This is a genomic window from Bradyrhizobium sp. 61, assembly GCF_023073075.1.
GTDB lineage: Bacteria > Pseudomonadota > Alphaproteobacteria > Rhizobiales > Xanthobacteraceae > Bradyrhizobium > Bradyrhizobium barranii.
Genome location: NZ_JADPIU010000015.1, coordinates 106,446 through 133,388 on the forward strand (window position 1 = coordinate 106,446; position 26,943 = coordinate 133,388).

Annotated in this window: 20 protein-coding genes; 9 read left to right on the top strand and 11 right to left on the bottom strand. The window is 65.5% G+C overall.

The window, feature by feature from the left end:
• Positions 1 to 4 precede the first annotated feature (4 nt).
• Entirely contained in the window at positions 5 to 1,441 is a 1,437-nt protein-coding gene (locus IVB46_RS07530; protein ID WP_247311704.1) for an oligosaccharide flippase family protein, read from the bottom strand.
• Between the two features lie 353 nt (positions 1,442 to 1,794).
• On the opposite strand from IVB46_RS07530, the gene IVB46_RS07535 reads away from it, so the two are divergent.
• Positions 1,795 to 2,862: an endo-1,4-beta-xylanase gene (locus IVB46_RS07535; protein WP_247311701.1), complete on the top strand. Its 1,068-nt coding sequence runs from the start codon at positions 1,795 to 1,797 to the stop codon at positions 2,860 to 2,862.
• 9 nt (positions 2,863 to 2,871) lie between these two features.
• On the opposite strand, the gene IVB46_RS07540 is transcribed toward IVB46_RS07535, so the two are convergent.
• The 3 genes from IVB46_RS07540 to IVB46_RS07550 all read right to left on the bottom strand — a co-directional run bounded on the left by IVB46_RS07540 (position 2,872) and on the right by IVB46_RS07550 (position 8,182).
• Positions 2,872 to 3,825 carry a DUF6492 family protein gene (locus IVB46_RS07540; RefSeq protein ID WP_247311698.1) on the bottom strand — a complete coding sequence of 318 codons (954 nt, stop codon included), beginning with the start codon at positions 3,823 to 3,825 and terminating at the stop codon, positions 2,872 to 2,874.
• A 95-nt stretch (positions 3,826 to 3,920) separates the two neighbouring features.
• The gene (locus IVB46_RS07545; RefSeq protein ID WP_247311695.1) at positions 3,921 to 4,715 is read right to left on the bottom strand and encodes an rRNA adenine N-6-methyltransferase family protein; all 795 of its coding nucleotides are present in this window, start codon (positions 4,713 to 4,715) and stop codon (positions 3,921 to 3,923) included.
• Positions 4,712 to 8,182 carry an AAA family ATPase gene (locus IVB46_RS07550; protein WP_247311692.1) on the bottom strand — a complete coding sequence of 1,157 codons (3,471 nt, stop codon included), beginning with the start codon at positions 8,180 to 8,182 and terminating at the stop codon, positions 4,712 to 4,714. Before IVB46_RS07550 ends, IVB46_RS07545 begins: the two co-directional genes overlap by 4 nt.
• 135 nt (positions 8,183 to 8,317) lie before the next feature.
• On the opposite strand from IVB46_RS07550, the gene IVB46_RS07555 reads away from it, so the two are divergent.
• The 4 genes from IVB46_RS07555 (at position 8,318) to IVB46_RS07570 (ending at position 17,019) form a co-directional block, all read left to right on the top strand.
• Positions 8,318 to 14,761 (top strand): non-ribosomal peptide synthetase, encoded by a 6,444-nt coding sequence (locus IVB46_RS07555; RefSeq protein ID WP_247342393.1) that lies wholly within the window; start codon positions 8,318 to 8,320, stop codon positions 14,759 to 14,761.
• A gap of 142 nt (positions 14,762 to 14,903) precedes the next feature.
• Complete coding sequence (locus IVB46_RS07560; RefSeq protein WP_193375704.1) at positions 14,904 to 15,077, top strand: hypothetical protein; 174 nt, start codon at positions 14,904 to 14,906, stop codon at positions 15,075 to 15,077.
• Positions 15,078 to 15,310: 233 nt separating this feature from the next.
• Positions 15,311 to 16,042 (top strand): 4'-phosphopantetheinyl transferase superfamily protein, encoded by a 732-nt coding sequence (locus IVB46_RS07565; protein ID WP_014497649.1) that lies wholly within the window; start codon positions 15,311 to 15,313, stop codon positions 16,040 to 16,042.
• The gene (locus tag IVB46_RS07570; protein ID WP_247311686.1) at positions 16,039 to 17,019 is read left to right on the top strand and encodes an LLM class flavin-dependent oxidoreductase; all 981 of its coding nucleotides are present in this window, start codon (positions 16,039 to 16,041) and stop codon (positions 17,017 to 17,019) included. Before IVB46_RS07565 ends, IVB46_RS07570 begins: the two co-directional genes overlap by 4 nt.
• On the opposite strand, the gene IVB46_RS07575 is transcribed toward IVB46_RS07570, so the two are convergent.
• From IVB46_RS07575 to IVB46_RS07585, 3 genes are read right to left on the bottom strand one after another with little or no spacing between them, the layout of a single operon-like run.
• Positions 17,016 to 17,855 (bottom strand): ABC transporter ATP-binding protein, encoded by an 840-nt coding sequence (locus IVB46_RS07575; protein ID WP_247311683.1) that lies wholly within the window; start codon positions 17,853 to 17,855, stop codon positions 17,016 to 17,018. The genes IVB46_RS07570 and IVB46_RS07575 overlap by 4 nt on opposite strands.
• Positions 17,852 to 18,652, bottom strand: coding sequence for an ABC transporter permease (locus IVB46_RS07580; RefSeq protein WP_247311680.1), 801 nt, complete (start codon positions 18,650 to 18,652; stop codon positions 17,852 to 17,854). Before IVB46_RS07580 ends, IVB46_RS07575 begins: the two co-directional genes overlap by 4 nt.
• A 4-nt stretch (positions 18,653 to 18,656) precedes the next feature.
• Positions 18,657 to 20,021 (bottom strand): ABC transporter substrate-binding protein, encoded by a 1,365-nt coding sequence (locus tag IVB46_RS07585; protein ID WP_247311844.1) that lies wholly within the window; start codon positions 20,019 to 20,021, stop codon positions 18,657 to 18,659.
• Positions 20,022 to 20,040: 19 nt separating this feature from the next.
• On the opposite strand from IVB46_RS07585, the gene IVB46_RS07590 reads away from it, so the two are divergent.
• The gene (locus IVB46_RS07590; protein ID WP_247311677.1) at positions 20,041 to 20,298 is read left to right on the top strand and encodes a hypothetical protein; all 258 of its coding nucleotides are present in this window, start codon (positions 20,041 to 20,043) and stop codon (positions 20,296 to 20,298) included.
• Positions 20,299 to 20,381: 83 nt separating this feature from the next.
• The gene (locus IVB46_RS07595) at positions 20,382 to 21,221 is read left to right on the top strand and encodes a Crp/Fnr family transcriptional regulator (protein ID WP_247342396.1); all 840 of its coding nucleotides are present in this window, start codon (positions 20,382 to 20,384) and stop codon (positions 21,219 to 21,221) included.
• A gap of 178 nt (positions 21,222 to 21,399) precedes the next feature.
• Here the strand turns inward: IVB46_RS07595 and IVB46_RS07600 are convergent, their stop codons facing one another.
• The 3 genes from IVB46_RS07600 to IVB46_RS07610 all read right to left on the bottom strand — a co-directional run bounded on the left by IVB46_RS07600 (position 21,400) and on the right by IVB46_RS07610 (position 25,518).
• Positions 21,400 to 22,425, bottom strand: a complete 1,026-nt coding sequence (locus tag IVB46_RS07600; RefSeq protein WP_247311671.1) for a histone deacetylase family protein — start codon at positions 22,423 to 22,425, stop codon at positions 21,400 to 21,402.
• Between the two features lie 128 nt (positions 22,426 to 22,553).
• Positions 22,554 to 23,495, bottom strand: coding sequence for an SMP-30/gluconolactonase/LRE family protein (locus tag IVB46_RS07605; RefSeq protein ID WP_247342399.1), 942 nt, complete (start codon positions 23,493 to 23,495; stop codon positions 22,554 to 22,556).
• A complete protein-coding gene (locus tag IVB46_RS07610; RefSeq protein ID WP_247311665.1) occupies positions 23,452 to 25,518 on the bottom strand; it encodes a PQQ-dependent sugar dehydrogenase in 2,067 nt (688 codons plus the stop codon). The genes IVB46_RS07605 and IVB46_RS07610 overlap by 44 nt, the downstream gene beginning before the upstream one ends.
• Before the next feature lie 207 nt (positions 25,519 to 25,725).
• Between IVB46_RS07610 and IVB46_RS07615 the strand changes: the two genes are divergently transcribed.
• Positions 25,726 to 25,959, top strand: coding sequence for a hypothetical protein (locus tag IVB46_RS07615; protein WP_014497658.1), 234 nt, complete (start codon positions 25,726 to 25,728; stop codon positions 25,957 to 25,959).
• A gap of 9 nt (positions 25,960 to 25,968) precedes the next feature.
• Complete coding sequence (locus IVB46_RS07620; protein ID WP_014497659.1) at positions 25,969 to 26,145, top strand: hypothetical protein; 177 nt, start codon at positions 25,969 to 25,971, stop codon at positions 26,143 to 26,145.
• A 21-nt stretch (positions 26,146 to 26,166) separates the two neighbouring features.
• On the opposite strand, the gene IVB46_RS07625 is transcribed toward IVB46_RS07620, so the two are convergent.
• Positions 26,167 to 26,940 carry an enoyl-CoA hydratase-related protein gene (locus IVB46_RS07625; RefSeq protein ID WP_247311662.1) on the bottom strand — a complete coding sequence of 258 codons (774 nt, stop codon included), beginning with the start codon at positions 26,938 to 26,940 and terminating at the stop codon, positions 26,167 to 26,169.
• Positions 26,941 to 26,943 lie beyond the last annotated feature (3 nt).

Below are 26,943 nucleotides of genomic sequence, written 5' to 3' on the forward strand. Positions count from 1 at the left end.
GGTTCTATACGCCCAGCGCCTTGCGGTTGAACGTCCGCAGGAAGCGCAGCGATAACGTCCGCACGTTCGCGACGTTGAGCAGCCAGGCCGCAGCGGCGTAAGCAACCCCGCCCGCGGAGCTGACAACCATCAACGCCACGATACCGGTACCGCCCACTTGCGTCCGCGCAACGAGGATAGCGCCCGCCATCGCCGCAGCCGAAGCCGCAACGCCGGCGAGGCGGTTGACGTCGAACGGCACGGGATGGGCGCGGTGCATCAGGGCGACGGCGACGACGAAGCCGAGCGCTTCGGTGGCGAGGGTGGCGAGCGCTGCGCCGTAAAGGCCGTAGCCGGCGACCAGCGCGAACATCAGCGCCACGCTCAGAACGAGCGTGAGGAACGACTGTGCCGCCAGCATGAACGGCCGTTCGGCGAGCTGGAAGCTGATCTGCACATAGAATTGATTGGCGATGCCGAAGAAGCGCGCGAGCACCAGCGTCGGCAGCAGCGCCGACACGCCGGCGCGGAAATCGACGCCGACGAGCGTGCCCGCGACCTGGTCGGCCGCGAGCGCGAGCCAGACGGCGACGGGTGCGACGACGACGAGCAGCAACTCGAGGCTCTCGCTCAGCCGCTCCCGCGTCGTCTCGTTGTTCTTCTCCGACAGCGACCGGAACACCAGCGGCACGGTTGCCGCGGCGACGCTGGAGGCGATCATGACCATGAACTGGCGCGGCAGATCGGCGGCGACGCCGAAAATGCCGGCGGCGTCCTTGCCGAGCAGATAAGCGACGATGAGCCGGTCACAGGCCGAATAGACCGCAACGGACAATCCGGCCAGCGTCAGCGGCAGGCCGTAGCGCGCCAGCTGCATGAACTGGCTTCGCTCGAAGCGCGCAATCTTCGTGCGGTCGCCGACGAGATTGAGAATGATGCCGGTGAGCGAGCCCAGGCCGAACGCGGCGAGCAGTCCCAAGCCACCCCAGCCGAGCCAGATGCCGAGCAGGCCAAAGCCGACGCTCGACACGCTGCGGACGATCGAGATCGCCGCGAACCTGTAGGGGCGCAATTTGGCGCGCTCGAATTCCTGACCGACATCGACGGCATTGGCCATGATCGCCACGAACATGCTGGCGAGCAGCAGCTCGACACTGAGGTCGCTGCGGAACAGAATGACCAGCGGCGTGGTGGCGCAGAGGACCGCGGCCGTCAGCCCGAAGGCGACCATCGCCGTGCCGCGAAAATCCACCTCCGCCGACATCGCCTGATAGCGGGACACCGACAGCTTGATCCAGGCGAAGAAGATCGCGCCCAATATGCCGGCAAGGCTGATGCCGACGACATAGACGCCGTACTCTGCCGGCGTCAGCAGCCGCGTGTAGGCCGTGACCGCGAAGAAGCCCACCGCTGCGGGCAGGATGTAGGCGACGAGATAAATCGAGAAATGGCGGTTCAGCATGCGAGCACGGGACCGGCAACGGTGTTGCGATGGTGACGGCCGTTAATCAATGACCTTGGCGGGGCGAACGAACTGCGTCGCAGCATCTCTCAAGAGTGTCACATAAGTCTGCAGATCGGGCGGCGAATGAGGCTGGAAGGCCGCTTTCGCGCGTTAGCGTTAAATTTGCCCTTTCCCTGGGGCGGTTCGAGCGATCACGACACGAAACCCTGATCCAGACTGGAACAGCGATGCAGCGCCACGCGCGTTGCGCACCGGACATCCGCAAAGGTTAACCCAACGACAGGAAACCCCGGCGTCGCAAGGCGCCGCTTGGTACGATGGCGCGTTGGTTCCAAAAGGAACGTCCCACCGTGACCAGGCTCGACAGACGCGAATTTCTCCTCGGCGGCGCCGCAGCACTCGCGGCGGGGGCAGCGGCGTCCGCCGCGCCGGCATCAAAACTCGCGCAGCGCCGTCCGGGCTTTGGCGCTGCGGCGACGCTCTGGGACCTGCAAGCCGATCCCAGGCTCGGTGATGCCATCAGTACCTATTGCACCCAGGTGGTGCCGGTGCTCGAGCTGAAATGGCCGATGCTGCGGCCGAACGCGCACACGTTCAACTTCGAGCGCGCCGACGCGATCCTGGATTTCGCGCGGGAGAACGATCTGACGATGCGCGGCCACGCGCTCGCCTGGTATCACGACATTCCGGACTGGACCAAGCAGATCAAGGACACCAAGGGCGTCGAGCGCGCCTATGTCGACCACATCGGCACCGTCGTGTCCTATTACAAGGACAAGCTGACGTCATGGGACGTCGTCAACGAGCCGATCCCGGACAATCCGAAGAAGATCACCGACCGGCGCGACACGTTCTGGACGCAGCATCTGGGCAACCGCTGGATTCCGCTGGCCTTCCGCACGGCGGCCGCGGCCGATCCCTTCGTCAAGCTCGCGATCAACGAATATGACATCGAGTCGGCGAAGGACTCGTTCATTGCCAAGCGCGCGGCGTACCGCAACCTGATCATGGACCTGCTCGACCAGGGCGTGCCACTGCACGCCGTAGGCCTGCAATCGCATCTGCATGCCGAGCTCGAGATCGACACGCATGGGCTCGCCGAATTCGTCACCGAGTTGCGCTCCTGGGGCCTCGATGTGCTCGTCACCGAGCTCGATGTCGACGACCAGAAGCTGACGGGAAGTCCTGCGGAGCGCGACGCCATCGTCGCCAAGCGCGTCGACGATCTCCTGACCGCGATCTCGACCAGCGGGCCGGTGCGCTCGATCCTGACCTGGGGCCTCTCGGATCGCTATAGCTGGATCAACGGCACCTTCGCCCGCGCGGACAAGCAGCCGAACCGCCCCTTGCCGCTCGATGGCGAGTTCAAGCCGAAGCCGTTCATGGACGTCATCAGCAAGTTCACGAGAGACGCCTGAGACGCGGCCTTAGCGCGTCTTCGCCGGCACTTCGAATTCGGCCGCATCACCCATATCTTCAGGAGACAGGCTCGGGCTGCGTCGATCCCGCGAGCTGAGGCGGAACACGTCGCGGATGTCATCGACCGAGGTCGACGAATAGGACTGGATGCAGAGCGCGACCTGTTCGGGCGAGGCCGCGCGCATCATCGCTTCGATGGCGGGACGGTCGAGGGGCGTGTCGTCCCAATGCGAGACCGCAATGCTGTCTTGGGTGACCCGATGGGTGGCCAGATGCGCGGGCGAGTTCGCGACGAAGTGTCCGTACATCAGATACTCCGAAAACTTCTTCTTCCGGCACAGCGCCAGAACCCAGTTCAACCCCGTCGCCGCCTTGATGGCGTCGGTCATCGCGCGCGCGGTGTCCCTATCCCAGACAAGTGCGTTGCCGACATAGTCGTCGGCCGGGAACGAGCGCTCCTTGATACCGAGGAGCTGATCGACGGTGCGCAGCCACAGCCCATGCAACGGGTGGTCTGCGCCGATGTCCTTCGGGGTGACGAACAGCGGCGTCTTCTCTCCGCCGGCATATTGGCCGACGTCGAATTCGCGGAAGAACAGATTGTCCGAGTCCAGGATGCAGACGCGCTGCTCCGGCGCGTTGAGGACGCCGGCGATCTTGAGGATCTGCTGGATGTGCCAACCATGCACCGGCGACGACAGCAGCGACAGCCAGACCCGGCGCTTGCTGAGGAACTGAAGCGCCGGCGGCAGCGCCCAGAGCCATTTCGGCAGGTAACGCGAAGCCGGAACGATGACGCGCTTGTCGGACGCGAACCGCGCGAACAGCGGCACGTCCTCATCGTTAACGAGAACATAATGCCGCGTGTATCCCGAGAGCCAGGTGTCGATGCTCTCGCTGAGCAGCGAAAAGCGTTCGATATCCTTGGCGTAGCTGGCGGTCAGCAGGGCAACGGAATGCATGGAGCGCGCTCGAATGGCCATCAAGCCGCACTCATAGCCGCACCGCGAGATGCTGGAAACTCACAAACGGAATCAAGGTAAAACGAAACCAAGCATTAGCCATCCGACGGCAGCCCCTGCTCGATGGCGCGAAAACGCAGTGGCGCCAGCGCGGAGGCGCGCTGCCACCAGTCGGCGACGCGGTCGTCGAGTGCGGTCACACCGCGACCCTGGCCGGGGAAGATCCGGATCTGCTGCACCGCCTCGGCCTCGAACCCCCTGCCCTTGCGCGTGATCTTGAGGGCGGCGCCCTCGCGGTCGCGCTGCGTCAGCGGCGCCAGGAGGCGGCCGTGCGGGCGGAGCGACTGAAGCCAGAGCGGATGCGGGTGCGGGAAGCCGGCATGCACGATGATCACGTCGGCCGGTTCGCCGATCTCCTCACATCCATCGCCATGCACGACCTCGACATTGCGATAGGGGCGAAGGTAATTCGCGGCACGCGCCGCAAGCCGCCCGTCGCATTCGATTGCATGCACCCTGCCCTTGGGCCCCACGATCTTCGACAACACCGCGGAAAAATAGCCGAGACCGCAGCCGATCTGGACCACGCGGTCCTTCTCCCCGACGTCGAGCAGATCGATGAAGTGCGCCCACAGGCTCGGCAGCCCGGTGTCGAGCTTGCGGCGCGCATCGATCGCGACCAGCACATTGTCGTAGAGATGAACGGGATCGGCATCCGGCGTCAGCCGGTAGCTGCGCGCCGCCTCGCTCTTGATGCGCCAGGGTCCCTTCGCCAGAAAATGCTCGCGCGGGATGGCGGCGAGCGCCTCGAGCAGGCGCGGCGAGGAGATCCGCTCTCGCTTCGCAATCAACTCGACGTAGCGCGCACGCGCGGCGGCAAGATCGCTCATTTCATCGCATCGGCCTGTTCAAGGACGGGCACGTCTCCGCCGAGCTCGCTGAGGAGCTGCATCGCCTGCTTCAGGTCCGGAGTATAAAAGCCCTCGCTGAACTTGCCGACGATCGGCAACAGCAGAAGGCTTGCGTGCTCCCGCTTGCCGGCTTGGTGCGACAGCCGCGCAAGGCTGACGGCGGTCCGAAGCTCCCATGACAGCGCGCCCTGCTTGCGCGCGGTCTCCAGCGACAGGGCGAACAGGTCCTCGGCCTCCTGCACCGATGCCGGATCACCGTCCGACATCGTGATCTCGCCCTGCAGGCGATAGACCTCGGCGAGATAGGAGTGATCGCCGGTCCGTCTCGCGGTCGCGAGCGCGCCGTCCAGCGCGCGCAAGGCGGCATCGCGCATCCCGACCTTGGCATAGGCTTCCGCAAGCAGGCAGCGGAACCAGCAGCCGGCGAGCCAGGAATCCATCGCCTCGTATTCGTCGAGGCCGAGGCGCATCTGGCTGAGACCTTCGTCGGCCTCGCCGAGCTGGGCCAGCGCCCAGCCGCGCAGGATCGCCGCCTGCTGCTTCCAGTGCAGGAAATTGTGCTCGGTGGCGATGATCATGGCGCGGTTGGCGTGGTCGCGCGTGCCCTCGACGTCGCGCAAATGCTGGCACAGATAGGCGCCGAACACGAGCGCGAAGGCGAGCGTGAAGGGATGGCGGATCTTCTCGGCATTCGCGATCGCCTGCTCGCTGTGCTGGCGCGCCGCGTCCGGCCGGCCGAGGAACCAGAGGAGATAGCCGAGATAGGACAGCGAAACGACGCCGGGATCGGTACCGTGCCGCTCCATCAGATCGGAGTGCAGATCGGGACTGTAGAGGTTGATGCAACGGTGCAGATGGTGCTGGGAGGCGGCAAAACGACCGCGGTAAAGCATCGTCATCGCGATCGAGCGGTGCGCCTCGATCAGATAGCCGGTTTGCTGCGCCGGCTGCGTGCGCTCGTTCAGCCGCTCGCGCTTGGCGAACTTCAACAGCTCGACGCTCAGATCGTGCGCGCGGCTGAGATCGGCACGGATGAAATGGCAGACCCAGAGCCCGCGCGTGGCGGCGAAGGCCTTCTCGTCGTCGTCGAGCTGCTGACCGAGTTCGAGCGCGCGGATGTAGTTCTCCTCGACCTCCTGCACGGCGTAGCCCTTGGCGGCAATCAAAGCGTTGCCGAGCGCGATGCGCAGCTCCAGCTCCATCTCGTCGGCGCCCTGCATGCGCGCATTGGCCTGCACGACGCTCAAGCCCCGGCGCAAATGCCCGATCGCCTCTAGATTGGCGCCGCTCTTGGCCGCCTGCTTGCCGGCCTTGAGCCAGAAGCTGGCGGCGCCCTCGCTCTGGCCGGATTCGGTGAGGTGATGGGCCAGCAGCTCCGGTTCGCGCTCGGTCTTCTCCGGATACATCTCGGCGAGCACCTGGGCGATCCGCGAATGCAGCTTGCGCCGCTCACTGTGCAGCAGGCTGTCGTGCGCGGCGTTCTGGATCATCACGTGCTTGAAGGAGTAGAGCGCGCCGGGCGGATGGCCGCGGCGCATGATCAACCCGGCCTCCTCCAGATGATTGAGCGCGGCCTCGATCTGCTCCGCCGGCGTATTGGCGACCGCGTGCAGCGTCTCGTAGGAGAACTCGCGACCGATGGTGGCGCCGATCTGCGCGATGCGCTTGAACGGCCCCATCCGGTCCAGCCGCGCCATCAGCGAGTCGGTGAGGGTCGCCGGGATCGCGAGCTGCCGCCATGGGCCCGACAGCACGTAGCGCCCGTGCCGCTCGGTCAGGAGGTTGGATTCGAGAACGGTCTTGGTCAGCTCTTCCAGGAACAGCGGCACGCCGTCGGTCTTGACGATGATCTCCTCGACCACCTCCTTGGGAAGCTCGCGGCCCGCGACGCGCTCGACCAGCGTCGTGCGCAGCTGCCGGCTCAGGCGGTTCAGCACCAGCGTGGTGATGTGCGAATGCGCGTTCCAGCTCGGCTGGAATTCGGAGCGCGCGGTGATGATGACAAGGACCGGCTGGTTCTGCACCCGGGCGACGAGGAGGTCGATCACCTCGCGGGAGGTCGGGTCGATCCAGTGCAGATCCTCAAGCGCGATCACCAGCGGCATGTCGCGCGCAAGGCCGAGGAAATGATTGACCAGCGCCGCGACGGTCGCATCCTTCTGCTGCTGCGGCGACAGATCGAGCGGCGGATAGCGGTCTCCGGTCGGGATCGACAGCAGCGCGGCAAACAGCGGCGTGACCTGCTCGATGTCGCCATGGGCGGCGGCGATCGCGGTCTCCAGACCCGCCAGCGACGTCGCGGATGGATCCTCGCGGTCGAGGCCGAGCGAGAATTTGAGCTGCTCGGAGAACGGATAGAACGCCGTGGAGGTGTAATAGGGCGAGCACTGGAACGAGACGTGTCCATGGCGGTCGCCCGCGATCCGATCGAAGATCTCCTGGATGATGCGCGACTTGCCGATGCCGGGCTCGCCGAACTTGACCACGACCTGGCCGTCGCCGTCCTTGACCTGCTGCCAGCGCCCCATCAGCAGCGCGATCTCCTCCTCGCGGTTGACGAGCGGCGTCAACCGCCCGCCCATGGCAGCGGCGAAGCGGGTTTCCGCCCGCGAGGCGCGCACCACGTGCCAGGCCTGCGTCTTCTCCGAGATGCCCTTTAGCGCATGGACACCGAGATTGCGGTAGTCGAACTTGCCCTTCAGCAGCGACTGCGTCGAGGACGAGATCACGACGCCGTTGGGCGGCGCCAGACCTTGCAGGCGCGCGGCGAGATTGACGGTTTCTCCAACCGCGGAATCGCGCTCCTCGGTGCCTTGGCCAACGAGGTCGCCGACCACGACGAGACCGGTTGCGATCCCGATGCGGACCGCGGGGGCGTGGCTCAGCGCACCGCGCGGCTCGATCGCGCGCGCAGTCGACAGCACCCGCACGATCTCGAGCCCGGCGCGCACCGATCGCTCGGCATCGTCCTCATGCGCGGTCGGATAGCCGAAATAGACAAGGATACCGTCGCCGACGAAGCGCGCGGCAAACCCCTCATAATGTTTCACCACACGGACACAGGTCTCGCGAAAGCTCGCGATCATGTCGCGCACGTCTTCCGGGTCGAACTGCACCGACAGCGAGGTGGAATCCACCATGTCGCAGAACATGGTGGTGAGCTGACGCCGTTCGGCACCGACTTCCGCCCGGACTTGCGGGCGCGCGGCCGTATCGGGCTTCTCGGCGGTCTCAGCGTGGAATAGCGCCGACATCGCGCGCTGAAGCCGCTTGCGATCGCCGAGCGGCAATCCGAGCTCGACCAGGTCGGATTCCGTCAGGTCCCCCATCACATCGAGATCGAGGCGGTGCTGCGCGAAGAGATCGGTGTAATGTCCAAGACCGACGCCTTCGAGCCAGCGCTTCAACCCGCCTTCCGTCCCCGTAACAGGTTCATTCTCCAGCATGGTGATTCTGCCCGACCTTCACTCCGTCGAAGGGCTTTAGGCCCCTCAACCACAGATTTTGGGGCCCGAACTTCACCTCAGACTGGACGCGTTCCCTAAGTCTTGGGAAGAATAGCTCAATCAGATCAAAAGGGAATGGCATTGTCCCACATTGCATCCGTAGCGGGAGAGGATTCGGACAGCGCAGGCGCCGAAACCAGGACGTTTGCCGATATCGGCGGCCTTCTCGACTTTTATGCGCGCAAGACGCCGTCGGCACCGGCTCTCCTCGCGCCGGGCCGGCCGGCCCTCACCTACGGCAAGCTGGGTGAGTTGATCCAGCAACTGCTCCGCACCCTGCGGGGGCTCGGCATTGCCCCTGCCGACCGGATTGCCGTTGCGCTGCCGCGCGGCGCCGACAGCGCGCTGGCGCTGATCGCGGTCGCCTCGGCCGGCGCCTGCGTCCCAGTCAATCCCGATCTGACGGCCGACGAGCTGCAGCGCTATTTCAGCGAATTGAAGCTGACCGCGCTCGTCACCCGGGCCGACATGAATTCACCAAGTCGTGACGTTGCCAAGGCGCTCGATATCGCGGTGATCGATTTCGTGCCGGGGCCGAACGACAATCTCGGCGGCTGCACGTTCATCGGCCCGGCAGTCGGGCTGGCCAGCACGAGCGGCGCCTCGCGCGGCGACGATGACGCCTTCATCTTGTTGACGTCAGGCACGGCCGCGAGGCCGAAAATGGTGCCGCTGACACAGCGCAATGTGTGCCTGTCCGCATACAATGCCGGCCGCGTGCTGTCGCTCGCAGCGCACGACCGCCTGCTCAATGCCCTGCCGCTATTTCACGCCCATGGTCTGATCTCCGGCCTGCTGACGGCGCTGGCCGCGGGCTCCAGCGTGATCTGCACCAACGGTTTCGACGCATTGTCCTTCTTCGGCTGGATGCGGGAGCTGCAACCGACCTGGTACACGGCGGTGCCGACCATCCATCGCGCGCTGCTGACGGCGGCCGAGGCCGACCCGGACCGCGCCCGCTCGTCGTCGCTGCGCGTGATCCGCTCGGCCTCATCCTCGCTCGCGCCTGCGATCCTGAACGGGCTGGAGGCGATGTTCGGCGTTCCCGTGCTCGAGACCTACGGCATGACGGAAGCGGCCTCGCAGATCGCGGCCAATCCGTTCGAGCTTCGCAAGGTCGGATCGGTCGGCCGCGCTGCGGGCCCCGAGATCGCGATCATGGACGGGGCGGGCCGCACGCTAGCGAGCGGCGAGCATGGCGAGATCATGCTGCGCGGGCCGAACATGAGCCGCGGCTATTATAATGACGAGGCCGCGACACGGGCCGCCTTCCGCAACGGCTGGTTCCGGACCGGCGACCTCGGTTATCTCGACGCCGACGGCTATCTCTTCATCGTCGGCCGCATCAAGGACGTCATCAACCGCGGCGGGCAGAAGATCTCGCCCCTGGAGGTCGAAGAGGTCCTGCTGAGCCATCCGGCGGTGCTGGAGGCCGGCGTGTTCGCCGTCCCGCACCAGAAGCTCGGCGAAAACGTCGCCGCCGTCGTGGTGCTGCGCCCGAACTCCGAAGCAACTCCGGACCAGCTTCGGCAGTTCGCGCGCAAACGTCTTGCGGCCTACAAGGTGCCGAGCCTGATCCGCGGCGTGGCCGCACTGCCGAAAGGCGCGAGCGGCAAGGTCAAGCGCAACGCGCTGGCCGATCTGATCGCAACCGCGGAGCATGGCGTCGAAGCGCAATTGCCACGCAACGCGCTGGAGACCCAGCTCGCGGGGATCTGGGCCGGTCTGTTGGAGCTGCCGCAGGTCGGCATCGACCAGGATGTCTTTGCGCTCGGCGCGGACTCGCTCGCGGCGACGCAGATGCGCTCGCGCTTGCGCGAACGCTTCAATGTCGACTTCTCCTTCGAGGACATCTTCGATTGCGCCACAGTCTCAGCGCTTGCGGCCCGGATCGAGACCGCCACAACCCATCGCGAGACGATGGTGCCCGCATGGCGCCAGGCGGCGGCAGCCGACGCGCCGCTGTCGTTCCAGCAGCAGCGGATGTATGTGCTCTCGCGGCTCGATCCGACCCGCTACAATTACAACGTCGTCGAGGTCGCCGTTCTCAAGGGCCTGGTCGACGTCGCCGCGCTCTCTGCGAGCCTCGCCTCGATCTGCGCGCGCCACGAGGCGCTGCGCTCGGTCTTCATCGAACGCGAGGGCGAGCCGGCGCAGCGGGTGCTGCAATCACCTCCGCGATTCGAGCGGATCAAGCTCAAGCCCTGCGCGGCGGACAAGCAGGGCGCAATCATCCGGCGCGAGGCGCTCGAGCTCGCGCAATATCCCTTCGACCTGGCGCACGAGCCGCCGCTCAAGGTTACCCTACTGTCGTTCGACAAATCCAGCCACGCGCTGGTGGTCAACGTCCATCATCTCGTCACCGACGGCTGGTCGCAACGGCTGTTCTGGGAGGAGCTTGCCGCCCATTATTCCGCTGCACGCAAGGCAAGCGCGGTGACGTTGCGCTCGCCCGCCTTCCAGTATCGTGACTTTGCGCTATGGCAGCAGAGCTGGGCTCAGACGCCGGCGGCGAAGGAGCAGCTCGATTACTGGCGGACCCAGCTCGACGGCGTCACCACGCTGCCGCTGCGGACCGACCGGCCACGGCCGGAGGTCTGGAGCGGTCACGGCGCCCGTCACTATCTCGAATTCTCCAAGGCACTGTCGGCCGATCTGCGCGCGCTCAGCCAGGACCAGGGCGTCACGCCTTTCATGACGCTGCTCGCGGCTTTCCAGTGCCTGTTGTTCCGCCACACCGGACACGAGGATGTCGCGACGGGATCGCTGATCGCCAACCGCAACCAGATCGAGAGCGAGCGATTGATCGGGCTGTTCGCCAACACCCTGATCCTGCGCAACGATTTCGGCGGCGATCCGGGTTTTGGCGAGATGTTGCGGCGGGTGCGGCAGGTCACGCTGGATGCCTACCGCAACCAGGACCTCCCGATCGAGGAAGTGCTGCGCGCGCTCCAGATCGCGCGCCGGAGCGACGGCAACCCGCTGTTCCGGATCATGTTCATCCTCCAGAACGCCTCGATCGAGGCGGCACGTTTCCCCGGCCTGTCGACGCGACGGCTGGAGGTCGACCCGAAAGTCGCGCGTTTCGACATCACGCTCGAACTGGTCGAGGCCGACGGCCGCTTCACCGGCTTCTTCGAATACGCCACCGATCTGTTCGACGCGGCGACCATCGAAGGCATGGCCGCTCAGTTCAAGACCCTGCTCAAGGCCGTGATCGCCAATCCGGAGCAGCGCATCTCGCGCCTGCCGCTCCTGACGGAGGCCGAACGCCGGCAGTTGCTGGCGAAAAGCCAGGGCGTGGTGGCCAATTTCACCACGCGCGGCAATCTTTGCGAACGCATCGAGCGCCAGGCGAAGAAGACACCGAACGCAGTTGCCGTGTCGGACGGACACACCTCCCTGACCTACCGGGAGCTCGCCCGCCGCAGCCAGGCGGCCGCACGCTGGCTCGCGCGCGAAGGTGTCGGCGCCGAGAGCGTTGTCGCCTTGCTTGCGGATCGCGGGCCCGACCTGCTCGCCGCGATGATCGCCGCGCAGCGCGTGGGCGCGGCCTTCCTCAATCTCGATCCCGACCAGCCGCCGGCGCGGCTTGCGACCATCCTCGGATCGAGCTGCGCCCGCATGCTGCTGACCGGGCGCGCCCAGTCGGCCATGGTCAAGGCGCTGCTCGAACCGCTGGTCGAGCGCATCCATGTCGCCGAGCTCGAGGACGCGATTGCACCCGGATCGACCAGGCCGGCCCGCGCCGCACGGCGCGCAGCCGCGAGCCTCGCCTATCTCATCTACACATCCGGCTCCTCCGGCGCGCCGAAGGGCGTCATGATCGAGCAGCGCGGGCTGTCGAACCATCTGGCGTCGCTCATTTCCGAGCTTGGCCTTACGGCCAGGGACGTGATCGCCCAGACCGCGCCGCAGAGCTTTGTCATCTCGGTCTGGCAGTTCCTTGCCGGTCCCATGGTCGGCGCGCGCGTCCATGTCTGTGCCCACGCAATCGTGCAGGACCCGATCCTGCTCGCGCGGGAGATCGAGCGTGAAGGGATCAGCGTGCTCGAGATCGTCCCGTCGCTGCTGCGGGTGATCCTCGACCGCATGGACGACGCGCAGGTCCAGCGCGCCTTTGCGGGATTGCGGCTCCTGATCTCGACCGGCGAGCCGCTGCCGGTCGATCTCTGCCGCGCCTGGTTCGCCCGCTGCCCGAAGGTACCGCTGATCAACGCCTATGGCGCATCAGAATGTTCCGACGACGTCTCGCTGCATCGCCTGACCAAGGCGCCGGCAGCGGCGACGAGCAACGTCCCGGTCGGCGCGCCGCTGCCCAACACCCAGCTCCATGTGCTCGATCAAAACCTCCAGCCGCTGCCGGTCGGCGTGACCGGGGAGCTCTGCATCGGCGGCGCCGGCGTCGGCCGCGGCTACATCAACGATCCCGCGCAGAGCCGGCAGCGCTTCCTGCCCGATCCGTTCTCGCGCCAGGAAGGCGCGCGGCTGTACCGGACCGGCGACCTCGCACGCCGCCGCGCCGACGGCACCATCGAATGCCTCGGCCGCGCCGACCATCAGGTCAAGGTCCGGGGCTACCGTATCGAACTCAAGGAGATCGAGAACGCGCTTGCCGACCATCCCGCGGTGCGCGCCGGCATCGTCGAGCCGCGCCGCGAGGCGAGCGGCGATGTCAGGCTGATCGCCCATATCGTCGCAACGGCCGGCAGCCAGAGCAGCGCCAGCGAGCTGCGCGACTTCCTGAAGAGCCGGTTGCCGGGCCATGCCATTCCGTCCGCATTCCTGTTCCTGGACCAGATGCCGCTCAATGCCCATGGCAAGATCGACCGGTCGGCGCTGCTGGCGCCCGCGCAGCAGGACGTCTCCGGACCGGACGCCGCCGTGCCGGCGCGGCACTTCACCGAAAAAGTGCTCTCGGACATCTGGATCGACCTGCTGAAGGTCGAGAGCCTCGGCGTGACCGATAATTTCTTCGATCTCGGCGGCCATTCGCTGCTGGCGGGCCAGGCGATGGCGCGCGTCGCCCGTGCGCTCGGCGTGTCCTTACCGATCAAGACCATCTTCGAGGCTCCGACGATCGAAGAACTCGCCCGGCGGGTTGACGAGGCCGTGGCAGCAAAGCCGCGCAAGCCGGCAACAGGCATGTTGCGGCCTGCTGAAAGCGGGCTCCCAACGCTCTCGATCGCACAGGACCAGATGATGCGGATCGAGCAGAACCTGCCGGGCTTGCCGCTGTTCAACCTGCCCTTCGCCTTCCGCCTGCAGGGCCCGCTCGATCCGACCACCCTCGCGCAGGCGTTCGGCGACATCGTGCGCCGCCACGAATCGCTGCGGACCGGATTCGGCCGGAGCGGCGAAGAGCCCGTCAGCCGCATCGCAACCCCCGGCGAACTCGGACCGGCCCTCACCATCGAGGTCATCGGCGACGGACGTCCCCACGACAACAAGCGGCGCAAAGCCCTCGAACTCAGGAAGATCGATCTCCTGATCGAGCAGGAGACCTACGCCCCGTTCGACACCGCGCGGCCGCCGTTGTTGCGGGCGCGGCTGTTGCGGCTCCATGCCGACGATCATGTGCTGCTGCTGACGCTGCATCATGCCATTGCCGACGGCTGGTCGATCGGCGTGCTGTTCGAGGAGCTGTCCAACCGCTATGCGGCGCTGGCCGGACGTCCGTCCGTGCCGCTGCCGAAACTGCCGCTCGCCTTTTCGGACGTCGCCCGCTGGCAGCGCTGGTGGTGCGGCACCGACGCCGCCCGCCGCCAGGCCGCCGACTGGACGGAGAATCTGCGCGGCGCAGCCCCCGTCTTCGACGGTGAAGCAAGCCCCGGCGCGTCCACCGGGCATCACCCCGTCAGCCTCGAGCGCGAGCTGATCGGCCGGCTCACGGCGTTCGCCGGCCGGCATAACAGCACGCTGTTCATGTGCCTTCTCACCGGCCTGAAGGCCCTGCTGCTGGCGCAGAGCGGCCGCAACGACATCTCGGTCGCCACCGCCATGGCCAATCGCGCCCAGCCGGATACCGACCGGGTCGTCGGTCCGTTCGAGAACACGGTGATCGTCCGTACCCGAATCACGCCGGAGCTGTCGTTCGCGCAAGCCCTGGCCCGGGTACGCCAGAGCGTGCTCGACGCGCATGCGCGCCAGGAGTTGCCGTTCAACATCCTGGCCGACCATCTGGAGCAGGAGAGGATCGATCCGGCCTCGCTGCTCCAGGTCTATTTCACCCTGCAAAATCCGCTGCGCCAGCCGCTCGATCTGGCTGACGTCACGATCGAATCGCTCGGCAACGTCGCGCGCGAAGGCCAGCCGGTGCTGCCGATCGACCAGACCTGGCTGTCGCTGATGCTCAAGGAGCGCCCCACCGGAATCACCGGCTCATGCAATTACAAGGGCGAGCTGCTCGATGGCCGCAGGGTCGGTGAGTGGATGGCGCATCTCGTCGCGCTGCTGGATGCGGCCGTCGCCCACCCCAACACGCCGCTCGGCCGATTACTCGCTCGCAGGGCGGCATGACCGACTGTACGGGCCGGGAGAACACAGGTTCACTCGCCAAAGCTGTGCATGACCAAGTTGCATCTTGATTATTTGGCGCCAGCGCGCAAGATTATTCCCTCGATTTGATTTGGACGATTATTTTCAACCGGGGGAGTATGTTATGGGTTTCATCAAATTTACCAAGGGTACCTCGTTGAGCGACAAGGACCGCAAGGCCCTGCAAAAGCTGCTGGGCGCCGAGAAGAAGAAGCTCCAGTCCGCGCTCAAAGATGTCGACGCCAGCCTTTCGATGCTGGGCGGAGCGAAGAAAGCCAAGAAGAAGAAGAAGAAGTAAGGATCGTCGGCCGGGACGCCGCACGAATCCTCAGGCTTCACTTTCCGGATATGGGCCGCTCGCTTGTCGAGTTGGGGTCTCGCACAAGCTTGCGCCTGTAAACCGGCCTGCAAATCGACAAGAAATTGCCCGGGTGGACCGTTAGAAGCGGTCCGCTCAGTTGCTTCTTGCTCAGTTGATTCTTCCGTCAGGGCCGGAGACTTGGCCTCCGCCTGACGCCATGGGCCTTATTGATGGCAGACGACAGAATTGAACTGTTTGTCGGACTGATCGAGACCATTGACGCTCCGGGCGCAGTCGATGCGTGCCGACGCCTGCTCTCGGTCGACGAACGGATCCGCGCCGATCGCTTCATGTTCGAGCGGCATCGGCGGCAATATATCTTCGCGCACGCGATGCTGCGCCTGGCGCTGTCGCAGGCCGCGCCGAACGTCGCACCCACCGATTGGTCCTTCGGGGCCGGTCGCTACGGGCGGCCGTTTGTCGCGGCGCCCGCGACCTCGACCGCGCTGCATTTCAGCCTGTCCCATGCCGATGGCTGCGTTGCCTGCGTCGTGTCCGGGCATGAGACCGTCGGCGTCGACGTCGAAACCGTGTCGCGGCGTGTCGCGCCACTGTCCACCGCGCTTCGCTTCTTTGCGCCGGAGGAGGTCGAAACGTTGCGCGGACTGCCGGAGCCCGCCGCGATCGAGCGCTTTTTCGACTATTGGACGCTCAAGGAGGCCTATCTCAAGGCGAGGGGCTTTGGGCTCAATCTGCCGCTCGACGCTTTCGCGATGCAGGTGTCCCGCGAGGCCATCGAGATCAGCTTCAAGCCCGATATCGCCGACGATCCGCATGCATGGCGCTTCTCGCTGTGCTCGCCGTCGCCCTCGCATCGCCTCGCGATCGCCGACGGCTCCCGCGCGCACGGCGGCCTTCCCATCACCCGCAATTCCTGGCCGTTCCAGGAAGCGGCTGAATGACGCCCCCGCGGCTGCGCGTCTTTCCCGCGATCTCGCGCAACCGCGATCCCAAGAAATATGTCGGCGAGCTGATGCGGGTGGCACAGTTCGCCGACCGCAACGGCTTCGAAGGCATCCTGCTGTTCGAAGGCAACGACGTGTTCGTCGAGCCCTGGGCGATGGCCCAGCACATCATGGGTGAGACCACGCGAAGCTCGCCGCTGATCGCGGTCAATCCGGTCTACATGCACCCGTTCACCGCGGCAAAATTCGTCTCGTCCTTTGCGCAGCTCCACGGCCGCAAGGTCTATCTCAACATGATCACGGGGACCGCGGTCAGCGACCTGCAAGGGCTGGGCGACGAGCAGTCGCATGCGGACCGCTACGTCCGGCTCGGCGAATTCGTCGCGCTGATGCGCCAATTGCTGGAGAGCCCCCGCCCGGTGAATTTCGAGGGCCGGTTCTACCGCGCGAGCAATCTGCAACTTCGCCCGCGCCTGCCGGTGGAGCTGATGCCGGAATTCCTGGTCGCGGGCCAGTCGGAGGCGGCGCAGCGCGTGGCGAAGGAGACCGGCTGCATCAAGATGCAGATGCTGCCGCCCGATCTCGATCGCGGCCTCGATGCGCCCGGAATGAACTTTGGCATCTTCGCCCGCGAGGGACGCGACGAGGCACGGCAAGCCGCGAAGGCACGCTTCCGCGACAATCCCGATGATCGCGAGCTGCTCGCGCTCACAGTGGAGAACAGCGATTCCGTGTGGAAGCGGCGGCTCTATGAAGGCCAGAGCGGCGAGCTCGCTGACAATGGTTACTGGCTGCTGCCGTACCTCACCTTCCGGGCCGACTGCCCCTATCTCGTCGGCAGCTACACCGAGATCGGCGCAAAGCTGAAGGATTTTGCAGCGAAGGGCCTGACCACGATCATGCTCGACATGGTCGCCGACGAGGCCGAGATGCAGCACGTCCGCAAGGCGCTCGCGGCGAGCGGGATGTTCTAGGAGGTCGCGCCGAGCGGACTGAGCCGCGCCAATGGCTCGCTGCCCTCCGGCCGCCGCAAGAGCTGCATGACATGCCGCTTCAGGCGCACGAATTCGGGTTCGGTGACGAGATCGTGGCTCCGCGGCCGCGCAAACGGCAGCACGATGTCCTCGATCACCCGGCCGGGTCTTGCGCTCATCACGACGATGCGATCGGCGAGGAACAATGCCTCGTCGATGTCGTGGGTGACGAAGACCGTGGTGGTCGGGATCTTGCTCCAGATGTCGAGCAGGACCTCCTGCATCATGCTGCGCGTCTGCGCGTCGAGCGCGCTGAAGGGCTCGTCCATCAGCAGCACCCGCGGCTGGTTGATCAAGACCCTCGCAATTTCCACGCGCTGCTGCATACCGCCCGACAATTGCGCGGGATAGAACGCCTCGAAGCCGGAAAGGCCGACCAGCTTCAGGATCGCGTCGGCGGCACGGTCGCGCTCCCTCCTCCCGAGACCCCGCATCTTCGGGCCGAAGGCGACATTGTCACGCACCCGCTTCCAGGGAAACAGCGTGTGCTGCTGAAACACCATGCCCCGGTCCGGGCTCGGGCTCTGGACCTGCTGGCCGTCGACCGTGAGACGGCCAGCCGTGATCGGCAAATGCCCGGCCAGCGCGCCGAGCAGCGTGGACTTGCCGCAGCCGGAGGGACCGAGGATGCAGACGAGCTCGCCCGGCGCAATCGCGACATCGAGACCGCTGACCGCTTCGAATGCATCGCTGCCCGCTCCGAGTGAAATCGAGACATCGGCGAAGTCGATCCGACCGACGCTCTTCGTGCCGATATCCGCGACCCGGATGTTCATCGCGCCACCTTCGGGCTACGCCAGGGCATCAGAAGCCGCCCGGCCGTCGTCAGCAGCCAGCTCGAACCCATGCCGAGCAGGCCGATGATCAGCATGCCGACGATGATGTCGGCGTAGTTCTGCAGCGTGTAGGCTTCCCAGGTGTAATAGCCGATGCCGAACTGGCCCGAGATCATCTCCGCGGTGACGAGGCAGAACCACGAGGTGCCCATGCCGATCGCAAGCCCCGTGACGATGCTGGGCGCGGCATCCGGCAGCACGACTTCCCTCAGGATCGCCAACTCCCCCGCGCCGAGGCTGCGGGCGGAGGCAACCAGCCGGCGGTCGACATTCGCGACACCGTGGACGGTGTTCAGCACGATCGGAAACAAGGCACCGATGAAGGTGATGTAGATCATCGAGAGTTCGGACGACGGAAAGATCAGGATCGACAGCGGTATCCACGCCACCGCCGGTATCGGCCGCAGCAATTCCAGCGGCGGCAGCAAAAGGTCGCTCGCGGCGCGTGACCGGCCGATGGCAAAACCAAGGATCACGCCGATCACGACCGCCGCCCCGTAGCCCGCGAACACGCGCCAGAGGCTACTGGTGATATGTGCCGTCAATTTCGGCGAACGAAACAGGGCGAGCGCGGATTGAACGACCTCGACCGGCGGCGGCACGTTGCGGAAGGTGACGATCCCCAGATTGAGATGCGTCACTGAGGCGACCTGCCAAAGGGCGATGCAGGCCAGGATCGAAAGGCCGCGGACCATCCAGCGGATGCCCGCAGGTCGCGCCGGGATAGCGGTGGCCATCGCCTCACCGGCTCGCGACGAGGGACTCGCGCGCGGCCGCGAAGTCGAGCACCACGCCCCCGTTTGTCTTCGACCAGCCCTCGGCCGCCTGCTTGAGCAGGAACGCGCTCAGCTCGCCCCTGGACGATCGCACGAACCAGGCCTGGTTTGCGAACAGCTTGATGCCGCTCTCGCGATCCTGAGCGTAGACGACGCGGATGGTCTTGCCATCCTTCTCGAGGCCGGCGAGCGCCTTCAGCGCGTTCTCGGGCGAGGCATAGTGACGTACATGAGCCTCGTCCTTGACCCAGATCTGCGCGACGCGGCTGAAGTCGCTGATCTGGTCACCCGTCGCCGCATCCTTGGCTTTCAGCGGAAGCTGCGCGTAGTTCTTCAACTCGGCGTCATAGTCCCGCCCCGCCTGCGCGGTCGCAACGCGGATGAACTTGTCGGTGACGAACTGGTTGATATCGAGATCGCTGTCCGCGCGCTTGAGCAGCTTCAGCGTCTTGATCGAGGTTGCGACCGCCTGGCGGTACTCCGGCTTCCAGGTCACATCGCGGGTCTGGAGACCGAGCGGCCCGTGAAAGAGGTAGTCGACCTCCGCCTCGATGCCGGTCACCTTCGCGATCAGCTCGCTGTACTTCTCCGGCTCTTCCGCGATCAGGCGGTCCGCTTCCAGCGCTGCGCGCAGATAGGCGACGACGATCTCGGGATATTTCTCGGCATAATCGGCATCGACCAGCCCGCCGTGGAATGTCGGCGCGTTCGCCTGCGCGCCGTCAAAAATCTTGCGCGCAAAGCCGCGCCACGGGAACAGCTCGGCGAACGGAACGAAGTCGGCATGCGCCTCGATCTTGCCGGCCTGCAAGGCCGGCCCCGCAACCTCCGGTGCCTGCGTGATGATGTTGACGTCGGTCTCGGGATTCCAGCCCTTGGACTCGATGGCGCGGAGCAGCATGCCGTGCGACGTCGAGGCAAAGGGAACGGAGATGGTCTTGCCCTTGAGCTCGTCGAGCGACTGCACCGGCGAATTCGACGGCACCACGATGCCGTTGCCGCTGCCCTTGGTGCTGCCGGACAGCACGCTGATGAAGAGGCTGCGGCGTCCCGCCTTCTGGAACGCCACGCCGTTGAGCGAGCCCGGAAAGTCAGCCATCGCGCCGAAATCGAGCTTGCCTGCGACCATCTCGTTGGTGAGCGGCGCGCCGCTCGTAAAATTCTTCCACTGGATGTCGTAGGTGACATCCTTGTACTTGCCGTCATGGGGCAGGAATTTCTCGAGCAGCTTGAGCTCGCGAATGAGCAGTCCGCCGGTCGCGCAATTGATCGTCGTGTCCTGCGTCCCGACAGCCACACGGATCGTCTCCGCGTGGGCCGGCGCGACCATCGCAACGGTGATGGCCACAATGGCCACACTGAATCTCAAAGAGCTGAATTCGATCATCGAACTGTCCTCGGGAGGCCGGGCGCGTGCCGGCGACAACGCTGGCCGGCACTATCGAAGGCGCGGCGCAACGCTTGAAGCAATTACTTGCGTCGCTGTCGCAGGACGTTCGCGTCATGATTCCGTCGCGCAACGACGCAAAGGATTTTCTCAGGACGGAGCCATGGACAGAGGAATCGTTTCGCTGCCGGTCGCCGCACACATCAAGCTTGCTAAGTGATTTGGAACGATCGCAAAGAGATGGACATCGCACCACCGCCGCACTTACCTATTCGCAAGCCCCTGGAGAGCTGACGGATTGCGATGACCATACTCAAGGAAGCTGCCGCGACCGAGCCTGCCGCTTTCGCCGACCGGCCTCATGCAGGCGTTCCGTTCGACTGGACCGACCACAAGAAGACGCGGCGCGTCCGCAGCACACGCGTGAAGACAGCAAGCTCGGCGCTGTTCATGAGCGAGACGATCGACGGGCTGAATGCCGGCGCGCATTTCCTCGACCGTTTGTCCGCGTCGGAGCAGGCGCGCGTGCACGCGGCCGGCCGCATCATCACGGTGCCGCAGGGCGAAATGGTATTCAGCCAGGGCGATGGCCACGACGGCATCTTCATCATCCGCCGCGGACAGGTGCGGGTCTATTACACCGCGCCGTCGGGCCGCGAGATCACGCTTGCCTATTGGACGCCGGGACATTTCATCGGAGGCCCCGAGATATCCGGCGGTGGCATTCACATGTGGTCGGGCATCGCCATCGAGGCCTGCGAGATCGCGGCACTCTCCGGCCCGGCGCTCGAGAAGCTCTTGACCGGCATGCCGAGCTTCGCGCTGGCGCTGATCGACGGTCTCATCGCCAAGGGCAAATGCTACTCCTCGATGGCACAGATCCTCGGCACGCGCTCGGTGATCGAGCGGCTGGCGCAGTTCCTGCTCACGCTGTCGGAGTTGCACGGCACGGCCGACGGCGACACCATCGTCATCAACCGCAAGATCACCCATGACCAGATCGCCGCCATGGTCGGCTCGACCCGGCAATGGGTGACGATGATGCTGAAGCGTTTCCAGAACCGCCGCATCATCGCCATCGACGGCAGCACCATCCAGATCAGGCGGATCGACCTGCTGGAGCAGATCCTGTTCAAGGATTGAGATGCATCTGTCCGCAAGAGCGCTGAAACTTCCACAACGTCATGGCCGGGCTTGTCCCGGCCATCCACGCCTTATCACACGGCACGAAGAACGTGGATGCCCGGGACAAGCCCGGGCATGACGACCTCTCGTAAACGTTCACAGACGATCGCCGGCCGCACGCGGGGAGAGGTGAAGCTCACCGCGCCTCTTCAAACCCCGCCAGCACCGAGGTCAGGTTCGCGCCCAGAATATCCGAGAGATAGCCGCCCTCCTGCACAAACACGGTCGGAAGGCCCATCTTCGCGATCGCCTGGCCGATGCGGCGGAAGCCCGGCGTGGTGACGGCGAGGCCCTTCAGTGGATCGTGCTCGGAGGCATCGAGGCCGAGCGCGATGACGAGGGCGCCGGGTGCAAAGGATTCGATCGCCTTGCGCGCGACATCCATCGCCTGGATGTAGCCGTCGTCACCGGTGCCGATGGCCAGGGGGATGTTGAGATTGGCGCCGAGGCCGGGTCCTTCGCCGCGCTCATGCGCGTAGCCCCACACATAAGGATAGTACGCGATGGGGTCGGCGTGGATCGACACCGTGTAGACGTCAGGGCGTGCGTAGAAGATTCCTTGCGTGCCGTTGCCGTGATGGACGTCGACGTCGAGGATCACGACGCGCTCGTGCTTCAATCGCAGATGCGCGGCTGCGATCGCGCTGTTATTGAGGAAACAGAAGCCGCCGGCCATGTCGCGGTAGGCGTGATGGCCGGGCGGACGGCAGAGTGCATAGGTCGCATCCTCGCCGTCCATCACCATCTGCGCTGCCGTGACCGCAACATCGGTGGCAGCGCAGGCCGCGGCCCAGGTGCCGGGACCGATCGGCGCCGCGGTATCGGCGGTGTGCCAGCCAAGCTTGCCGACGATGTGGGTCGGATAGGTCGCGGCATGGCGCACGGGATGGATGTTGCCGATCATCTCCGGGCCGGAATCGCCGAGCGCGGTCCAAGCGTCCCAGGCTTCGCTGAGGAACGACAGATATTCCGGGCTGTGAATCCGCGCACGCGGCCCCTGTCCGAATGTCGTCGGTTCGACCAGTTGATGCTTGCCGTCCTTCAACCCCTTGAGCAGGCGATCGGCGCGCTCGGGCTGCTCTGTGGTGCGCTTGACGACACCGCGAACCAGGAAGAATTGCGGATCGTGGCTGCGATGCAGTTCGGTATGGACGGCTTTCACTCAAACACTCCGTGGTCGCGTTGACGGTGCCCACAGATGTCTAAATGCCTGCGGCGGCCAGATGCAAGCAAGAAGAATGCCGCCGCTTTGGTGCTGCTCTGCGCCGGAGGCAGACCGCCCGTGATGCTCTAGCAGCGCCCGCGCTGGAGGCAGTGCTCGCGGCCCTGCTGGTCGGTGCGGAAGGACTCGACGAAGCCGCCCTGACGCTGGGTGACGAAGACGGTCTTGCCGTCGCTGCCGCCGAAGGCGAGATTGGTCGGCTCCTTGCCCTTCAGCGCAATCTCGCGCTCGACCGCACCATTGGGCTTCATCAGCGCGATGGTGCCCTTGAGGATGCGCGCGACATAGAGACGGCCGGCGACGTCGGTGCGCAGGCCGTCGACGGTGTCGGGCTGAAAGGCTTTGACGAGTTTTGCGCTGGTGAGCTCGTTGCCGCTGACGGTGTAGGACCAGATTTCGCCGCTGCTGGATTCCCCGACATAGAGCGTCTTGCCGTCAGGGCTGAGGTCGATGCCGTTGGTGGTGCCCATCGCGCGCGGCGCCGACATCACCTGCCCCTGCACCGTGCCGTTCGCAGACTTGGCGATGCGCCAGATGTGGCCTTCCCTGCCCTTCCAGTTCGGATCGCTCGCATAGATCGTGCCGTCGCGCGCGATGGTGATGTCGTTGGGCTGGTTCATCTCGTCGGAATGAAACCAGACGACGGGCTCGCTCGCGCCCTTCGGGATCGCGAAGATGTTGTGCTTCTTGTAGTCGGCAATGAACATGGTGCCGTCACGCGCAAAGCGGATGGCGTTGCCGACGCTGCCCGCGGGCAGTGCCGTAAACTGCTCCGAAGTCGCGCCGCCCACCGGCAGCTTGCCGATGGTGCCGGGCTTGCCAAAGTTGACCACGAAGAGATTGCCGTCGAGATCGGCCGCCGGCCCTTCGATGCCGAAGGTGTATTCGCCCGGCGGCGTCACCTGCACGCTTTCGAACAGCTTTGTTTCCGCATGGGCCGGCGATGCCGCGATGACGAGAAGGACGCTACTGCACAGGCACCAGAAATTCCTGCCGGATGTAATAGCCATCGTCGTCGCTGCACTCGCCATTCAGATAGGGATCGGCAGGCCGGAAGAATCGGCTGAAGCCGGGTTTGTCTACAGCGCTCCTTTGTGTCACGACAACGACCTTGCCGGCCGGTATTTCGCCGCATTCCTTGTTGGTCTTGCCAAAGAACTTGCGCTGCGGCGGGCCGGACTTGATCCGCATCCGCGTGCCCGGAACCATTTTCGCAACCAGCAGGTCCGCGGTATCGAGCAGGCGCGTGTAGCCAGGTTCGGTCCTGGGCAGGCTTTCGCCGCCCGGCGGCATCAGCTTCTCGGCGCCGATACCGCGCAGCCGCGTGCGCAGCTTCCCGAAGTCTGGATCGCCCGGATAGATCCAGCCGTCCTGCGACAGCATGAAGCGTAGCACCGTCGCGTCCTTTTCCGCTTCCGATTGTCCTGCCTTCAGGCCGAAATCCGAATGACAGCCGACGCAATGCTTCTCGACGAGGCCCTTGCGCAGCGTGGTGAGCCGGATGCTGTTCTGCGCGTCTTTTGCGACGAAGGCGGCAAGCTGATCGATCAGCGCCTGGCTGCGCATGTCGCAAGGCAACGGCAGCGGATCGCCAGCAGCGCGATCGATGCGGATTACCGTCTGGTTCTTGTCCTCGACCAGCCAGATTGCGCCGTCCTCTGCGACCGTCATGCCGACGGGCGCTCCTTGCGGCCGCGCGCCGTTGACGCGGTGCCAGCCTGCGATCAGCTCGTCGAATGGCGCGGCGGCGACGTCGCCGGCGTCGGTCTGAAAGCTGTGGGTCGGATCGGCCGCGCAACTGACGTGGTAGCGCACCGGCGCCGGGGCGGGCTTCGGGAAGCCATGGTCGTCGACGTCATAGACGAGGACGCGGCTGCCGGTCGGACGATAGCCGTGCAGGCCGACCAGCAGCTTGCCTTCCAGTTCCGGGAATTTCGCGCCGTGATAATAGAGCATCGCGAGCGGCGCGCCGTGCGGCGGCATCAGCGAGAACGGTGCCTTGTAGAGCGCATTGGCCGTGCAGAGCGCCTTGTAGACCCCGGATTGCAGCACGAGCTTGAATTCGGGGCTCGGCGTCGACAGGTCGTAGCAATAGGGCCAGCCATAATGCCTGCCCTGCTCGATCGCGTTGATCTCCTCGTTCGGCTTGAAGATGTCGGGCAGGTCGCGGCCGTTCTCGCCTTGCAGAAAGGCGTAGCCGGCATCGGGAAAATTCGGATGCAGCGCCAGCGCCATCGAGTTGCGCAGCCCGCGCGCATAGACGGTGTGCGGCGGATCGGGATCGGCCGGCTTCAGCGCCGGGAAGGTCCCGCCTGCGGGCGGTGTGAACAGCCAGATCGAGGCCATCGCGGACGCGCCCTCGGCCGCCGCGCATGGCCTTGTGATCGGCGCCGGCGTGATGCAGTCGTCGCTGTGCGAGCCGACATTGACGAACAGCCGCCCGTTCCTGTCAAAGACGAACTGCTTGAGCGGATGCGCACTCTCGTCGAGCCTGGTGCCGTCAGGCAATGTGATCCGGCGGCCGGGCATGTGCCGGATGATGGTCTCGACCGTGCTGCGGGGATTGTCGGCGAGCGGATCGAACCGGAAGATCGTCTCCGCGGTCGAGGCGTACAACTTCTTGTCCGGGCCAACCACGAGGCCGAACGGATATTCGATGGCGGTCAGCAACTCCTTGAACCGCTGCCCCTGGGGCGCATGCGGATCGAGCAGCAGCAGCCGTCCATCGGTGTGGCCCCAGCCTCCCATGTCGGCGACCACGAACAGGTCACGGCCCGGCACCTGGATGATCGAGCGCGGAAATTTCAGGCGATCCTCTTCGCTGGCGACGAGACCGGCGCAGAATCCCGTCTTCATGTCGATCTGGATTCTGGGAAAGGCGAGATCGCCGCTGCCGCAGGTTTCCGTGCCGATCGCGTAGCCGCTTTTCCTCACCGGCTCGGAGGAGGCTCCCGGGGCAAGACCGAACAGCGCTCCGGCGACGATCGCCGCAAACAGGCTTCGGCGTTCATGCCAGAATGTGAGCTGGTTCACGGCGGTCCCCCGGACTTTCGGTCCAAAGTTGTTCCATGCCATGGGAACGCCGTCCAGTTGATCATCACCCCCCTGTGATCAAACCCGCTCGGGCCTTCGCAGCGACCAATCTCCGTAGATTCCCTTACCGGGCTCGCCCCGAATGTTTCGCAAAGGCCTCGGGTGGTATCGATTTGCCATCCCAGTCGCTCCCGACAGGAGACGCATATGGTCCAGGTCTATTTTCACTGCTCCAACACCGAAGGCACGCTGATCGATCGCAGCGGCACCGCGGTGGCCAGCCTGACCGAGGCGCGTGACCGTGCGGCCCAGATCATGCACTCGATGATCTACACCCCGGGTGCCGAGGACTGGCGCGACTGGGTGATCCATGTCAGCGGCTCCGACGGCGAGGAGATCTTCGACCTTCCCTTCACCGCCATGCTCGGCAAGCCGCATTGAGGTGATGTCGTGCTGTTCGCTTCATTAACCTTGCTCTGCCAGCCCCTCAACTTCGTCGCCACCAAGTGGCAGAAGCTGGTGCGGATCGCAGGCAACCCCTACCGCCCCGAGCTGCACTACATGCGCGGGCCTGGCCCGAAATGGCACGCCAAATATCAGGCCAGCCGGCTGGACCGCAGGCTCTGAGCGCAGTCCGCGGCTGCTCCCCTACCTCCCCGTAAACTTCGCCTTGCGCTTCTCGACGAAGGCGGTGCGGCCCTCGATGGCGTCGGCGCTCTTGCGGATCGTGGCCTGAACCTCGATCTCGCGGCGGAACTGCGCCTCGTAAGCCGCATGCTCGCTCTCCTCGACAAGCGCACGCGTTGCGACCAAAGCGCGCGTCGGGCCGTCCGCCAGACGGCGCGCCAGGGCCAGCGCCTCGTCCATCAGCTTCGCGTCGTCGACGACCTGCCACACCAGGCCGATCTCCTGCGCGCGTTCGGCTGTCAGGGGCTCGTTCAGCAGCATCAGCTCGAGCGCGCGCTGCCGGCCGACCAGCCGCGGCAGCAGCCAGGTCGAACCGAGATCGGGCACCAAGGCGATGCGGCTGAACACCTGGATGAAGCTCGCCGACCGCGCCGCAACGATCATGTCGCCGGCCATCGCAAGGCTGAAGCCGCCGCCGGCCGCGACGCCGTTGACGGCGACCACGACAGGCACGCGGCATTCGCGCAACGCCTTGAACGCCGGCCAGTAGAAGCGCATCACGCCGGCGGCGATGTCCTCGCCCAGCGCTTCCGACGCCTTCAAATTCTGTCCTGAGCAAAATCCGCGCCCCGCGCCGGTGAGGATCAGTGCGCGAATGCCCTCATCCCCGGTCATCTCGGCGACGGCGGCAGCCAGCGCGCCGAGCAGGTCCGGCGTCATCGCGTTCAGGCTCGCCGGCTCGTCGAGGGTCAGAATTCCGACGGCGCCATCCCGCGCCTGTTTCACACCTGCCATGCC